General features: G+C 47.8%; 10 protein-coding genes and 2 pseudogenes. 11 read left to right on the top strand and 1 reads right to left on the bottom strand.

The features are described 5' to 3' along the window. The first annotated feature begins 53 nt into the window (after positions 1 to 53). Positions 54 to 359 (top strand): hypothetical protein, encoded by a 306-nt coding sequence (locus Q1B04_RS11805; protein WP_299759017.1) that lies wholly within the window; start codon positions 54 to 56, stop codon positions 357 to 359. A 115-nt stretch (positions 360 to 474) separates the two neighbouring features. Next, entirely contained in the window at positions 475 to 894 is a 420-nt protein-coding gene (locus Q1B04_RS11800; RefSeq protein ID WP_299759016.1) for a hypothetical protein, read from the top strand. A 31-nt stretch (positions 895 to 925) separates the two neighbouring features. On the opposite strand, the gene Q1B04_RS11795 is transcribed toward Q1B04_RS11800, so the two are convergent. Next, complete coding sequence (locus tag Q1B04_RS11795; RefSeq protein WP_299759015.1) at positions 926 to 1,873, bottom strand: EamA family transporter; 948 nt, start codon at positions 1,871 to 1,873, stop codon at positions 926 to 928. Positions 1,874 to 2,133: 260 nt separating this feature from the next. On the opposite strand from Q1B04_RS11795, the gene Q1B04_RS11790 reads away from it, so the two are divergent. The 9 genes and pseudogenes from Q1B04_RS11790 (at position 2,134) to Q1B04_RS11750 (ending at position 14,848) form a co-directional block, all read left to right on the top strand. Continuing rightward, the gene (locus Q1B04_RS11790) at positions 2,134 to 4,590 is read left to right on the top strand and encodes a bifunctional UDP-N-acetylmuramoyl-tripeptide:D-alanyl-D-alanine ligase/alanine racemase (protein WP_299759014.1); all 2,457 of its coding nucleotides are present in this window, start codon (positions 2,134 to 2,136) and stop codon (positions 4,588 to 4,590) included. A 262-nt stretch (positions 4,591 to 4,852) separates the two neighbouring features. Next, entirely contained in the window at positions 4,853 to 5,095 is a 243-nt protein-coding gene (locus Q1B04_RS11785; protein ID WP_299759013.1) for a FeoA family protein, read from the top strand. Between the two features lie 9 nt (positions 5,096 to 5,104). Then, positions 5,105 to 7,258: a ferrous iron transport protein B gene (gene feoB, locus Q1B04_RS11780; RefSeq protein WP_299759012.1), complete on the top strand. Its 2,154-nt coding sequence runs from the start codon at positions 5,105 to 5,107 to the stop codon at positions 7,256 to 7,258. 185 nt (positions 7,259 to 7,443) lie between these two features. Continuing rightward, entirely contained in the window at positions 7,444 to 7,824 is a 381-nt protein-coding gene (locus Q1B04_RS11775) for a carboxypeptidase-like regulatory domain-containing protein (RefSeq protein ID WP_299759011.1), read from the top strand. 15 nt (positions 7,825 to 7,839) lie between these two features. After that, a pseudogene (locus Q1B04_RS11770) lies at positions 7,840 to 8,826 on the top strand (TonB-dependent receptor plug domain-containing protein); the annotation flags it as partial. Continuing rightward, positions 8,775 to 9,164 (top strand): annotated as a pseudogene (locus tag Q1B04_RS11765) (SusD/RagB family nutrient-binding outer membrane lipoprotein). The pseudogenes Q1B04_RS11770 and Q1B04_RS11765, both read left to right, overlap by 52 nt. Next, a complete protein-coding gene (locus Q1B04_RS11760; RefSeq protein WP_299759102.1) occupies positions 9,080 to 9,307 on the top strand; it encodes a hypothetical protein in 228 nt (75 codons plus the stop codon). The pseudogene Q1B04_RS11765 and the gene Q1B04_RS11760 overlap by 85 nt, the downstream one beginning before the upstream one ends. Before the next feature lie 742 nt (positions 9,308 to 10,049). Continuing rightward, positions 10,050 to 13,259, top strand: a complete 3,210-nt coding sequence (locus Q1B04_RS11755; RefSeq protein ID WP_299759010.1) for a SusC/RagA family TonB-linked outer membrane protein — start codon at positions 10,050 to 10,052, stop codon at positions 13,257 to 13,259. Between the two features lie 32 nt (positions 13,260 to 13,291). Next, positions 13,292 to 14,848: a SusD/RagB family nutrient-binding outer membrane lipoprotein gene (locus Q1B04_RS11750; RefSeq protein WP_299759009.1), complete on the top strand. Its 1,557-nt coding sequence runs from the start codon at positions 13,292 to 13,294 to the stop codon at positions 14,846 to 14,848. Positions 14,849 to 14,924 lie beyond the last annotated feature (76 nt).

Here is a 14,924-nt window from a genome sequence, read left to right as displayed (position 1 = left end):
TATTTTGTACCGAGGCCGTTAAAAATATCCGAAGAACAAATGAACCGAGAATTATGAAAACATCACATATATTAAAATCAGGATTGGCGCTGGCATTTGCCACGGTTGTAGGCTTTGGCTGTAGTGAAAGCGCCGAGTCGCTTCAGGAAGAACGTGATACGGGCACTGCAGAGGCAGTTGTAGAAGGAAACGAAGGAGCCGCAAACCTTAGCGAGCCGCGTCCTGCCCCCATCGGCGACACAGCCGTAACCGGTGAGCAAGCAGACCAGTTCGGCAACCCGGAACCTAACGTAGACTCCGCCGCCCGAGAACTAGAGCGACTGGATGAGCAGCGCCAACGCGGCACTACCACCAACTAAAGTATAGAAAAGAGAGAAAAGCGCCTCCCCAGCTAATGTTAGGGAGGCGCTTTTTTGTTGTTGAAGGTACTTCTTTTAAGAACAGGATAAGGTGCGGCAATGAGATTAACCACTCTTGTCTTTGCTTACTAAGGCAAAGGAGTTGCTGTTGTTGCTTTGGCTGGATGATAAATTTTATAGCGGCTGGTTCCCTCCCGAGAGGGGCGTTTCTGCATCGCCGGGTCCAACCACCCCTAACCCCTCCTTGTCTAAGGAGGGGGATTCTGTTGAAGCTCCGCCAGCAAGGGCTACCGAAATAATTCCCAGTCTTTCCGTTGAGCGCCTATGGAGTTTTTCCGGTGACGAGCGACAGCGAGGCAGCCCGAGGCACGAGGGCAGGAAAAGGTCCCAGCGCGATGCGGGAAGACGAGGCCTCCCGGCCTTGAGGGAGCCAAAGTATAAAATGAAACAAGCAGGTTGTAAAGCCGTGGATCAGCAGCAGCTAGGAAGTATAGCTTGTTTCAGGTGGCAAAAAGCAGCGGCTAAGAAAGTATAAAAAGCCCGCGCTAGCGAAAGCCAGGGCAGCCTTACTTCACCACCGCCGTAGTTCCCACAGGGGGTATCACGAGCCCGTCGCCACGTTTTTTGCGGCCTTTTAGGTTGATGTTGTAGATAATCACGGAAATGAAAATGATGAGGTAAGCCGCTACCTTGGTGCCTGTAGTTTGCTCCCCAAAGTATAAAAAGGCCATGATGAAGTTAAGAATCGGGTTAATGTACATCAGAATGCCAATGGTGCCAGAGGTGAGTTCTTTGAGGGCAAACAGGTTCAGGAACAGCGGTAGCACCGTGAAGCCGGCGCTCAAAAAGCCTACCTGCACAAAAAAGTGCGTGTCCAGCTGCGCGTTGCCGCCGGTAAAGAAAGTATAAAACGGGCCAATAAAAACGAACGACAGGAGCAACTGCAGTTTCAGGAGCACAATCTTATCGAAAGACTTCAGAATGCGCTGCGTAATCAGGTAAAAAGCATAACTCAGCGCAATGAGCAAGCTAAACAGCAAACTCCTGATTTCGCCGCTGCCTATTAATGCGCAACTCAGGGCGCTCAGGCCGATAGCCAGCCACTGGTTGGGCCGCAACTCCTCCTTCAATAATAAAAAACCAAGCACCGCCGTAAGTATAGGGCAGAGCAGGTACGAGAAAGAACCGGTCTGGATATCGATATGATTGACCACGTATATAAAGGTCAGCCAGTTGGTGGTGAGCAGCACACCGCCTAAAAAAGTATAAAGTATGAACAGGCGCTTTTCGCGGGCTCCGGAAACCTTTACCTGACTTAAAGTAGTGAGCAGTTGCCTCCGCCGGAACAAAAGCGAGATGATCAGCAGCAGCCCCACCGACAGCGCCACCCGAAAGTACAGGATTTGCCCGCTTGGGTAAGCAGCCAGCGCCTTCAGCGGAAAAGGGATGAAACCCCAGATAACGAAAGCTGCCAAGCCGGCGGCGTAGTATGGTTTAGTATTAGTAGTTTCCATTAGCTTACTAAAAGAATAAAAGTGCGCAAAGGTCAGGAATTTGATTGTTGATTGCTAATTGCCGGTTACTACATAATTAAGTTGTTAATATTGTACGAATCAGGATTTACACGATCACAAAATGTGTATAATTCAGATAGGCCACGACCTTTCCCTGCACGCAAGGAGCTTTAACTCCCCCGGCCTTAACTTTCTAGCTTTCTAACTTTTTTACTCAAACCAACTTTCTAACTTTAACGCTCGAAGTATAAATAAAGCCCATGCTCACGTTTCAGCAGCTACAAAGTATAACCCGAGGCAAGCTAGTACAGTTCGCGCAGCCCTTGCCCATCGTGCACCTGCTCACCGACAGCCGTAAGGTTTCGCAGCCGGCAGGCTCGGTGTTCTTCGCTATCAGGGGCAAGTATAACGATGGCCATAAGTACCTGCCGCAGCTATACGCGCAGGGCGTAAGGGCTTTTGTGCTGGAGCAAGGCGATGCCGGGGAGTTAAAACAGCTGTATCCGGAGGCAAACATCCTGCAGGTAGAAAGCAGCCTGAAGGCGCTGCAGCAGCTGTCGGCGTGGCATCGGGCGCAGTTCAGTATTCCGGTAATTGGCATAACGGGCAGCAACGGCAAAACTATTGTAAAAGAGTGGCTCTCGCAGCTGCTGAGCCCGGACGAGTTGGTAGTAAAGAGCCCGCGCAGCTATAATTCTCAGCTTGGGGTGCCGCTGAGCGTGTGGCAACTACAGCCAAACCATACATTGGCTATTTTTGAAGCCGGCATTTCGCAGCCCGGCGAGATGGAGAAACTGCAGGCCATTATCCGCCCTACTCTCGGTATATTCACAAACATAGGAAGCGCCCATGACCAGGGATTTACCTCGCGGGAGCAGAAGGTGCAGGAGAAGCTGAAGCTGTTTGGAGAGGTAGATATTTTATTTTATTGCCCTGATTATGAGTTGCTGCATCAGGCTGTGCAGGCGCAAAGTATACCTTGTTTTACCTGGAGCCGAAAAAATAAGGAGACAGATTTATATATCAACGGCAGCACCACTGCCGGCCATAAAACCATCGTGGTTTATACCTTTGAGGGGGAGAAGCAGCGCTTGGCTATTCCGTTCACTGACGAGGCTTCGATAGAAAATGCCCTGCACTGCCTGGCCATACTTTTGCACCGCCGTCTGCCGCTCTCCGAAATCCAGGACCGGCTGGACCGGCTGCACCCCGTAGCTATGCGCCTTGAAATGAAAGAGGCCATCAACGGCTGCTACCTGATAGACGACACCTATAACAACGACCTTGCCGGCCTTGCCATTGCCCTGGACCTGCAGGCCAGCCAGCCGCAGCGCGGGCAGCGCACGCTCATACTTTCGGATGTGCTGGAGTCGGGCTTGCCAGAAGAGAGGCTTTATGCCAAAGTAGCCGAACTGGTGCAGGCGCACAAGGTACAGCGCCTGATCGGTATCGGGCCTACCATCCGCAAGTATAGCCGCTTCTTCCCAAAGTCTGATTTTTATACTTCCACCGCTGATTTTCTGAAAGCATTTAACCCTGATTCATTCCGAAACGAGCTGATTCTGGTAAAAGGCGCGCGCGTGTTCGGGTTCGAGAAGATTGTGCAGGCCTTTCAGCAGAAGGTGCATGGCACGGTGCTGGAAGTTAACCTGGATGCGCTGGTGCACAACCTCAACTATTACCGCTCCAAACTGGCCCCGGATACCAAACTGATGGTGATGGTAAAAGCCTTTGCCTACGGTAGCGGCAGCTTTGAGGTGGCTAATTTGCTGCAGTTCCACCGTGCGGATTACCTGGCGGTGGCTTATGCCGACGAGGGCGTAGCTTTGCGCGATAACGGCATCACCCTACCCATTATGGTCATGAACCCGTCGCCGGATAGTTTTTTAAAGCTGCGGCAGTATAACCTGGAGCCCGAAATTTACTCACTGGAGCAGCTGCAGGCTTTTGTAACGCTGCTGGAGCCCGGCTTAAAGTATAAAATTCACCTGAAACTAGATACCGGCATGCACCGTCTCGGTTTTGTGCCGGAAGATTTTGAGGCTTTGTTCGCGTTGCTGGAGCAGCACCCGCAGGTGCAGGTAGCCAGTGCCTTTAGCCACCTGGCTGGTGCAGACGAGGCGCTGCACAACGATTTCTCGCAGCTTCAGGTCGAAAGGTTCAGGAGTGCGGCTGCCACGCTGGAGGAGCGCCTGAAGTATAAAGTCATCAAGCACATCCTGAACTCGGCAGGTATTGTTCGTTTTCCGGAGCACCAGCTGGATATGGTGCGTTTAGGCATCGGAATTTATGGTGTAGAGGCCACAGGCGCAGAGCAGGAAGCATTACGGCCTGTTAGCATTCTTAAAACCACTTTGTCGCAGGTTAAAAGTATAAAGCAGGGCGACACCGTAGGCTATAGCCGTAAAGGCATCGCCGATGTAAATAAAACCACCGCTACCATCGCCATCGGTTACGCCGACGGCTACGACCGCCGCTTCAGCAATGGGGTAGGGCAGGTGCTCATCAACGGCCATCGCTGCCCCATCATCGGCAACGTGTGCATGGACATGACTATGGTGGATGTGACAGGCGTAGAGGTGAAAGCAGGAGATGCCGCCATTATGTTTGGGCCAGAGCTTACGCTGGTGGAGCTGGCGCAGCAAATCGGTACAATACCTTACGAGTTGCTCACCAACGTAAGTACCCGGGTAAAACGGATTTTTTATTCGGAGTAGGCATGATAGCTGAATTGCTGCTTCAAATATTACTTTAAACCGCAATAGGAAGGACAGTAGCAACTGGAAACGTAAATTTTAAATCCACTTTTTGGCTAGCTTGGATGTCCTTAATTATCCTATATTGAACAATCAACAATTCAACATTTTAGAGATTAAACCTGCCATCAAGCCAAATCTTTTGCTTTAAAGTTGAACACCTTGTAACTTGCAGTTGTTTATAAACAGTCTAAATAATAAAGAGAGGTAACAGGTGCAGCACATGGCAGAAGATCATAAAGGGCGCAAATCGGTGCGCGAAATGAAGATAGGTGAGCGTGGTGTGATCTGCTGCCTGCAAGACCCGGAAATGGGCCTGAAGCTACTCGAAATGGGTTGTATACCTGGCACTGAGGTGAAAATGAACAGCCGTGCTCCGCTCGGTGACCCTATCACTATCATTGTGAACAACTATACCCTCTCCCTGCGCTTAGACGAAGCCGAGACCATTTTACTCAAGCAGTAGTTTTTATTCATGCCTGTAGCTACCCAACCAGAAATAAAACCGGCAGAGCGTGTATCTGCCAAGCCGGAGGAGGTAAAGATCGCCCTTATCGGCAATCCGAACTCTGGCAAAACATCGCTTTTTAACCAGCTTACCGGCCTAAACCAAAAGGTAGGTAATTTTCCGGGGGTTACAGTTGATAAGAAAACCGGCTATAGCCAGCTTACCCCAGCTATCCGGGCTGAGATCATCGATCTGCCGGGTACTTATAGCCTGTATCCTAAATCCCTTGACGAGCGGGTGATAACCGACTTGCTCTACGACCCGACTTCCAAGCACTTCCCGGATCTGGTAATTGTTACCGCCGACGCCTCAAACCTGAAGCGCAACCTGCTGTTGTTTACCCAGCTGGCCGACCTGCAACTGCCGGCGGTGCTGGCCCTGAACATGGTGGATGTGGCCGAGCAGGAGGGCGTGAAGATTGATGTGGCAGCACTGCAGCGTGAGCTGGGCGTGCCGGTTATACCAATGAATGCCCGGAAAGGCATAGGCGTTGCTGCCCTCAAAATTGTGATGACGCAGCACCTGAGCGCACCGGAGAAGCCATTTTATGATATCCCAACGCAGTTACAGCCGCTGCTCCAAAGTATAAAAACCCGATTTGGCCTCAGCACCGATTATCTGGCGCTGCAGTTTGCGCACCAGTATAAAAGCCTGAAATTCCTGAATGAGGAGGACATGGCTTGGTTGGGAGAGCAGCTGGAGAGTGCCGGTTTCAAATCCAATGCACAGCAGGCCGACGAAACTATTGGGCGCTATACCCGCATTAACGAGCTGCTACTCGATGCCGTGCGCGTGGAGAAGGCGGAGAGAGATGAGAAGTTCAGCAACCGCCTCGATCAGATACTGACGCACAAGGTGTTTGGCTACCTTATCTTTTTCGGTATACTTTTCATGATCTTCCAGGCCATCTTTGCCTGGGCCAGTTACCCGATGGATCTAATTGATGGCGGTATCGCCGGCCTGAATACGCTGATCCAGGAAAATTTTAGCGGGCCGCTGGTTAACCTGCTTACCGAAGGTGTGATTGCCGGTTTGGGAGGTATCCTAGTTTTTGTGCCGCAGATCGCCATACTCTTCGCTTTTATTGCGGTGCTGGAGGAGACAGGCTATATGGCGCGAGTTACCTTCATGATGGACAAGATCATGCGCAAGTTCGGGCTGAACGGTAAAAGCGTGGTGCCGCTTATCTCGGGCGTGGCCTGTGCCGTGCCAGCCGTGATGTCGGCAAGAACCATCGAGAACTGGAAGGACCGGATGATCACCATCTTTGTGACGCCGCTGATGAGCTGCTCAGCCCGCATTCCGGTATACACTGTACTGATTGCGCTGGTGGTGCCGGAGAAGTACTACTTTGGTTTCCTGAACCTGCAAGGCATTGTGCTAATGGCGCTTTACCTGATCGGGTTTCTGGCTGCCATACTATCAGCTTTGCTGCTGAAAATTATACTGAAGGCCCGGGAGCGCAGCTACTTTATCATGGAGTTCCCGACCTATAAAATGCCGCGCTGGAAAAATGTGGGCCTTACAATCATCGAGAAGGTAAAAGCATTTGTGTTTGAAGCCGGTAAAGTGATTGTAGCGATCTCGATTATACTTTGGGTGCTGGCATCTTATGGCCCCGGCAACAGTTTTGAGCAGGCAGAACAGCAGGCGCTTGCAGAGGCACGCGCAGAAGGTCTAACAGAGGTGCAGACAGAGAACAGGATTGCCTCCCACCAGTTGGAGTCTTCTTACGCCGGAATGGTTGGCCGCACTATAGAGCCTGTTATCAGGCCGCTTGGTTACGATTGGAAGATTGGCATTGCTTTGCTTACCTCTTTTGCTGCCCGCGAGGTATTTGTAGGCACCATGTCTACTATCTATAGTATAGGGGAGGAGGAAAACGTGACCACCATAAAGGAAAAGCTGATGTCGGAGAAAGACGCCAACGGCGACCCATTCTTTACGCCTGCCCGCAGCTTCTCGCTCATGATCTTCTACCTTTTTGCCATGCAATGCGTGAGCACCCTGGCCATTGTCCGCCGCGAAACAAAAAGCTGGACCTGGCCTGCAGCGCAATTGATTTACATGAGCGGCTTGGCTTACGTCATGGCTTTTATCACCTACCAATTATTCAGCTAGAGCATTAATTTACAAAGTATAAACAGCCAAAGGCCGGAATTTTAGATCCCGGCCTTTGGCTGTTTATGGAGTTATTCTTCACGTGTGTTAAGGCAGGCGAGTACAGCTTTATTGTAAGTATAGGCTTAACAAACTTTAAACTTGTATATAGCTAATATTAGAGTCTCACTTTAAACTAACACATAATGAAGAGGGTTCTATTTACAAGCTTTTTGCTTGTGGCCATACTGCAATTGCATCAGAGTATGGCGCAGGTAAGGCCAATAACTGGTAGAGAAACAGATGTTGCTACCAACCAACCGCCACCGGGCGTTACTGTCCTGGTAAAAGGCACTACCGTTGGTACTGCTACATCAGCAGACGGTAGCTATGACATACAATTTCCTGAAGGTAGCAATACGCTGGCCTTTAGCTTTATCAGCTACCAATCAATCGTAGAGCGAAATATCGGAAATGCCAATACAATTGATGTAGCACTGGCTACAGATGCAGAGCAGCTGCAGGAAGTAGTGGTAACTGCGTTGGGCATAGAGCGCAGCCGCAACGAGCTTGCTTACTCTGCATAGGAAGTAAGCGGCGATCAGATTACCCGCACAAGAAGCAGCGATTTTGTGAATACGCTATCCGGTAAAGTAGCCGGCCTCGACGTTAGAACCAACAACACCATGGGTGGCTCTACCAACGTGGTTATCCGTGGTTACTCCTCTATTACCGGAAATAACCAGGCGCTTTTCGTGATAGACGGCGTACCGGCGAGCAATGCCAATAACAACACAACGGCTCAGCAAACTTTCAATAAAGTTATCACGGAGGATATTAGCTTCTCTGGTCTGCTTGGTTCCAACCTCCGCCGAGAGCGTTCCAGATCAGTTAGGGCATCCACTAACGTAGGTTTGGTTGTGCCGGGGCTGTACTCGCTTTCTAACTCGGTCAGCCCTGTAAAGCCTCCCGTGGAAGATGAGTGGAGAAGAGGGGTGGACGGTGTCTTCGCGAATGCCAATTTTGGCTATAAGGAAGTGCTGTTTCTGGAGCTGTCAGCGCTTTCGGACAAGTCTACCACCTTGTCCGAAAGCGATAATACATACTTCTATCCTGCTGCCGCAGCCAATTTCCTCTTTTCTAATGTAATTGATATGGAGTGGCTCTCGCTAGGGAAGGTTAGCGTAAATTATGCAGAAGTAGGCAATGATGCGCCACCGTTAAGTATATATGATGTGTATGACAAGCCAACAGGCTTTGGGTCTATTGCTCTCTTCTCTATCCCTAACACTAAAAACAACCAAGCTCTGCAGCCTGAGCGGCAAAAAAGCTTTGAAGCCGAATTCTTTAACAGTCTCTTCGGGTTCGATTTTACCTGGTATAAATCAAACACAGAAGATCAGATCATTCCCGTTACCATATCGTCGGCAAGCGGTTACTCCAGCAGGTTTGTGAATGCCGGTGAGGTAGAGAACAAAGGTTTTGAGGTGTCTGCGTTTGTAGGCAGTATTATTTCAGCGATGTTGACGGTGAGTTTATTGGGGGAGAGTATGGCTTCCCGAATAACTTCGCTGCATTCTCTACTGTGAGCCCACTAATAGCAGACCCTAACTTTGAGGCAATATTGCTGGATTACTCAGAGGTTGAGTTTTTGCTGGCAGAGGCTGTGGAGCGGGGCTTTGGTGTAGAGGGGACTGCAGAAGAGCATTATAATGCTGCCATTACTGCTTCTATCACTTATTGAGGAGGTACAGAAGCAGAAGCTCAGAATTACCTGGCTCAGCCTGAAGTTTACTGCAATATAGCTTCTGGTGATTGGCGAGAAAAAATCGGGACCCAGAAATGGATAGCTCTTTACAACCGTGGCAACGAAGCATGGCTGGAGTGGAGAAGACAGATGCCCCAGACTTACAACCCCCGGCTGTAGAAGGAGCAGGTGAGTTAACCATACCTACCAGGATGATTTATCCTATTAACGAGCAAACACTTAACCCTGCTAACCGTGCAGCAGCGGCGGCAGCCATTGGAGGAGATGAAAGCTCAACACGCCTTTTCTGGGATGTGATGTAGCTGCTTGTGAGATCCAGTCACCTATGAAACTAGATTTCAATTAACTATTAATTGTTTTAATATTACAAAAGGCTCTTGGTTTATAAGATCCTTTTGTAATCATGTTGTATATGTTGATTATTTAATTTATAATTTGGTTTTATTGATATTTTATTTGTAGATTAACCCTTGTAAAATGCAACAACTAAAATTATGCAGCACGTATAATACGCATTGTGGCGCATTTTCAGTGGCATAACTTAATTAAAAATGCTTTTTTGAAGAAGATTTTCACGGATGTTGTGGGTTAGGTTAAATTATTCTGATAATCAGTTGGTTAAGTTTTGTTGAGATATCATATATAATTTTGAAAGCTCTCTTTATACTTTAAAAGTTAAACTAATTATTTGTTAATACGGCAGGTTTTTGTTAAACTTGTTGAACTGTATCTCACCTTAAACAAACAATTTATGATTACTTCTTTACTCTTTACTTTAGTGCCATCACGGTGTTTTGCACCTTCTCCTCCTTCAAAAATAAAAGTCTCATAAATTCATCACGCTGCTAAGGTGTGGCTGTTTTCCTGCATATTGTTATGCAGGGTGGAGGTGCTTTGTGTATTCTCAAAAGCTTAATGTGCAACTGCTGCAGAAGCAGAATAACGGCGTATAGCTTTTTTCTCTCAGATTATTTCCCACTAAGGTTTTTAAACCTTCGTTTTTGATAATTTTTAACCTAAACTCTCACTTTAAACTAACACACAATGAAGAAAATTCTATTCCTGAGCTTCTTGCTTGTGACGGCCCTGTTGCATCAGGCCATGGCACAGGTAAGGGCTATCACTGGTAAAGTGACGGATGCTGCTACCAGCCAGCCGTTACCGGGCGTTACCGTTCTGGTAAAAGGTACAACCGTTGGTACTGCTACTTCAGCAGACGGTAGTTATTCAATTAATGTTCCTGAAGGTAACAATACACTGGTTTTCAGTTTTATTGGTTACCAATCAGTAGAGCGCAATATTGGCTCTAACAATACTGTTAATGTTGGGTTGCCTGTTAATACGCAGCAGCTTAGCGAGGTTGTAGTAACAGCCCTTGGTATTGCAAGAGAAGAAAAGTCTATCGGTTACTCATCTCAGACGGTGAGTGGTGATGAACTGAGCCAAGTACGCGAGACGAACGTAGTAAACTCCCTTTCAGGTAGAATTGCTGGTGTTCAGGTAGGTACAAACTCAGGCGCCATGGGTGGCTCTGCAAGAGTTACTATGCGTGGTGTTAGCTCCATCAGTGGTAACAACAACGCCCTTTTTGTGGTAGATGGTGTTCCAATCGAAAACTCAAACTCTAACAGCTCTGATCAGCAACGCGGTGGCGGCGGTTATGACTACGGTAGTGCCATCCAGGATATTAACCCTAATGACATTGCTGAAGTAACTGTACTGAAAGGTGCTGCTGCTACATCGCTTTACGGTAGCCGTGGTGCTAACGGTGTAATCGTTATCACTACTAAAAAAGGCAACAGAGAAGGTGGTGGCATTGGCGTTACTTACTCACTTGGTCTAACTTTAGACCGTGTGTATAAACTGCCTGAATACCAGAATAAGTATGGTGGCGGCTTCGGCTTTACTAAACTATACTTTGATGAAAACCCAGAAGCATTTCCAGAAGGAAGACAAGGTGCATATGACGACGGTGACGGAAAAGGCAGCTATGACCTGCTTCCTGATTACGATGTGGATGAATCTTGGGGTCCTGCATTTGAAGGACAACTGTACCGTCCTTACTGGAGCTGGGACAAAGAGCTTGGCAACCCTAACTTCGGTGAGTTAGCTAGATGGGAAGCTCAGCCAGACAACATCCGTGACTTCTTCGAGACTGGTACTACTCTAACAAACTCTGTCTCTGTAGACGGCTCTAATGACAAAGGTTCTTTCCGTTTGTCTTACTCAAATCTGGATCAGAACTTTATACTTCCAAACTCTGAGCTTGTACGCCATAACCTAAGCTTTAACGGTGGTTACAATGTAACAGAGAAGCTTAGCGTATCTGCCAGCGCGAACTATGTAACGCACGAGGCGAAAGGCCGCCCAGGTACTGGTTACGACGGAAACAACGTACTGCAGCAGTTTACGCAGTGGGGACAGCGCCAACTAGACATCGAGAGACAAGAAACTTACATGTTGCCAGACGGCACACAGCTGACTTGGAACCGTACTTCTTGGGACAACCCAACTCCTAAATACTCTGACAACCCTTACTGGGTTCGTTACAAGAACTACCAGAACGACGGTAGAGATCGTATCTTCGGTAACGTAAACGCTAACTATAAGCTTACTGATTACCTAAGCGCTGATGTAAGAGTGTCTACGGATACATATTCTGAAACGCAGGAAGAGCGTATCGCTCCAGGTTCTCAAGGTATTTCTGATTACACTCTGTACAAGATCGACTTTATGGAGAACAACATCCAAGGTTTATTGAACTTCAACAAAGACCTTTCTGATGTATTCTCATTGAACGCTTTTGCAGGTGTGAACAGAATGACGCGTACTCGTAACGTATTTGCAGGTTCTACTGTGGATGGATTGAGCTCAGAAGTATACAACCTGGGTGCATCAGTTGGCCGTCCTTCTATCGTTGACAGCAAGACAGAGAAGCAAATCAACTCTGTGTTCGCTAGTGCTTCCTTAGGTTTCCAGGATCAGCTATTCTTAGACCTGAGCGCGCGTAACGACTGGTCATCAACACTTCCTGCTGATGAGAACTCATACTTCTACCCAGCTGCATCTCTTTCTTATGTATTCTCAGATCTGATTGATGCTTCTTGGTTGAACATGGCTAAAGTTCGTGCTGCCGTAGCACAGGTTGGTAACGATACTGACCCGTACAACACTATCCTGACTTACCAGTTGAACATGCCTTTTGGTTCAGAGTCAAGAGTTTCTGTGCCAAACACACTGCCTAACTCAGTGCTGAAGCCAGAGATCTCAACTGAATATGAATTTGGTACTGAGTGGCGTGTATTCGACGACAGATTAGGTTTGAATGCTACTTACTACAACAGAAAGACTGAGAACCAGATTATTCCACTTAGCCTTTCAGCCGCTACAGGCTTCACTTACAGATACATCAACGCTGGTGAAGTAGAAAACAAAGGTGTTGAAGTTAACCTGTACGGTACTCCGGTAAGAACAAACGATTTCAGCTGGGATGTTAATGTTAGCTGGGCTAAGAACGAAAACCAAATCGTTAAGCTGACAGACGACCAGAAAACAATGGTTATCACAAACGCTCCGTTTGCAGTTCAGCTGCAGGCTCGTGAAGGTGAGTCATTTGGATCTATCGTAGGTTATGACTACAAGTATGACGATCAGGGTAGAAAAATTGTACTAGCAAGCGGTGTGTATGCACGTTCTGATGAGCAAAAAGTGATCGGATCTGTACTGCCTGACTTTACAGGTGGTGTAACAAACACATTCCGTTACAAAGGCGTGAGCCTTTCAGCACTGGTTGACTTCCAGAAAGGCGGTGACTTCTTCTCTACTACGCAAATGTGGGGTAACTACTCAGGTATGCTAAAAGGAACAGCTGAAGGTGACATCCGTGAAGAAGGAATGGTAACTCCAGGTGTACTTGCTGACGGAACTGAAAATACTACAGTTATTGGTGCAGAAACTTACTTCTATGCTAACGGTGGCTACAGAGTGCATGCGGCTGATATTGTTGATGCAAGCTACATCTACCTGCGTGAGGCTAGCTTAGGCTACAGCCTGCCAACTAGCTTAGTGGAGAAGACTCCTTTCAACAATGTGAGACTTGCATTTGTAGGCAGAAACCTATGGCTGATCCAGTCAAACTCTGATCACGTTGATCCATCAAACATCACAAACTCTATCACAAACGTGCAGGGTATTGAAGGTGGTGCGTTACCGTCCGTTCGTTCTTATGGATTCACATTAACGCTGGGACTGTAATATTTAGATAAACGATTTCAAATAGAATAAATATGAAGTTATATAATAAGCTATTGCTCGGGGCAGCATTGTTCTCTATGGCGTCTTGTACAGAAGACTTCGAGGAGATGAACATTAGCCCTAACCAACCGGCAAATGCTACGTCTGCGCAGTTAATGGCTACTGCACAGTACAACTTTGCCACAAACATAGGAGATGCATGGAACAACGCCCGTATGGGTATGTACTATGCGCAGTATTGGTCTTCTACGCAGTACACAGACGAAAGCCGCTACCAGATTCGTGAGGGTGTAAACCAAACGATGTGGAACACTTTCTATGCTGATGTATTAAGAGAGTTAACCACTGCTCAGGAAATAGAAGCAGAGAATCAGTTAAACGGTTATGAAAACCGTATCGCCATCGCAGAAATTATGAAGGCGATGACATTCCAGACTCTTTCTGATATCTACGGTGGGCCGGTTCCATATTCTGAGGCATTGAGCACAGAAAATGTAACACCAAAGTATGATTCAGGCGAAGAAATCTATATGGGTGTTTTAAACACGCTGGATGAGCAAATCGCTATTCTGGATGAGTCGAAGCCAAGCTTCCAGGCTGGTGATGTGATTTACGGCGGAGACGTGATGATGTGGAAGAAGTTTGCAAACTCTCTTCGCCTGCGTATCGCACTTCGTATGTATGACGCTAACCAAAGTGCAGCTACTGAGGCTATCACAAAAGCTCTGAACAGCGATGCGGGCTTTATCTCATCTAACGACGAGAGCGCTAAGTTTGCATGGGTAGCTGGTGCGCCTAACAACAACCCGCTTGCACAGGCTTATAAGACTAGAATCGACTTCTCTGTTTCTGAGCCGTTTATTGATTACCTGCAGAGGTATGATGACCCACGTGTAACTGTGTTTGCCCGACCTCTTGGAACAGGCAACCCGCTGGGCTCAAGCTTCACGCCAATCTTAGATGCTAACGGTAATCAGCAGTATGTAGGTGAGGTTTATGGTCTAGATGCAGGTAATGGTAACTCAAACGGAGATGCTAAACTTGTAAGCTTACCAGGCGATTATGTTATCGGTGAAACTGCTCCGACTTATATCCTAAGCTACGCTGAGGTTCAGTTCATGCTGGCAGAAATTGCTGCACGTGGTATAGCTGGCACTCCTATGACTGCTAAAGAGCATTATGAGGCTGGTATCAAAGCGTCTTTCGATGATGCAGGTTTAACTCAGGAACAATATGAGGCCTACCTGGCAGAGGTGCCTTACAGTGAGTCTCGTACCGCTATGGTAGCTCCTGATTTGGAGACAGCTCTTGACCTGATCGGCTCTCAGAAATGGATAGCGATGTATGGCCAGGGTATCCAGTCTTGGTTCGAGCGCCTTCGTTTAGAGTTTGAAGACCCTTACACAGGTGAGGAAATCTTTGTAGAGCCAGCCGATGGATCAGTTGATCCGGATGTAACCTTGGTGCCATTCCGTATGAGCTACCCTGTAACAGAAGCTTCTCTGAACGGCACTAACTATGCTGATGCTGTACAGAGAATTGGTGGCAAGAACAGCCTAGGTGTGAGGCCTTGGTGGGATGTTAACTAAGCAAGAGAATGATTAATAAAGTAGATAGATTAGAATACTAGGTAGTAGTCTTCTTCATTGGACAAAGGCCCTCGGT

Source organism: uncultured Pontibacter sp. (genome assembly GCF_947495565.1).
Lineage (GTDB): Bacteria > Bacteroidota > Bacteroidia > Cytophagales > Hymenobacteraceae > Pontibacter.
The sequence above is the reverse complement of the archived record's forward strand: the minus strand, read 5'-3'. Positions and strand labels throughout refer to the sequence as shown.

Bases quoted from the DNA above. Each gene is read 5' to 3' on its own strand.
- Q1B04_RS11805 (WP_299759017.1), top strand. From the start codon at position 54: ATGAAAACATCACATATATTAAAATCAGGATTGGCGCTGGCATTTGCC.
- Q1B04_RS11795 (WP_299759015.1), bottom strand. From the start codon at position 1,873: ATGGAAACTACTAATACTAAACCATACTACGCCGCCGGCTTGGCAGCT.
- Q1B04_RS11790 (WP_299759014.1), top strand. From the start codon at position 2,134: ATGCTCACGTTTCAGCAGCTACAAAGTATAACCCGAGGCAAGCTAGTA.
- Q1B04_RS11785 (WP_299759013.1), top strand. From the start codon at position 4,853: ATGGCAGAAGATCATAAAGGGCGCAAATCGGTGCGCGAAATGAAGATA.
- feoB (WP_299759012.1), top strand. From the start codon at position 5,105: ATGCCTGTAGCTACCCAACCAGAAATAAAACCGGCAGAGCGTGTATCT.
- Q1B04_RS11775 (WP_299759011.1), top strand. From the start codon at position 7,444: ATGAAGAGGGTTCTATTTACAAGCTTTTTGCTTGTGGCCATACTGCAA.
- Q1B04_RS11760 (WP_299759102.1), top strand. From the start codon at position 9,080: ATGGATAGCTCTTTACAACCGTGGCAACGAAGCATGGCTGGAGTGGAG.
- Q1B04_RS11755 (WP_299759010.1), top strand. From the start codon at position 10,050: ATGAAGAAAATTCTATTCCTGAGCTTCTTGCTTGTGACGGCCCTGTTG.
- Q1B04_RS11750 (WP_299759009.1), top strand. From the start codon at position 13,292: ATGAAGTTATATAATAAGCTATTGCTCGGGGCAGCATTGTTCTCTATG.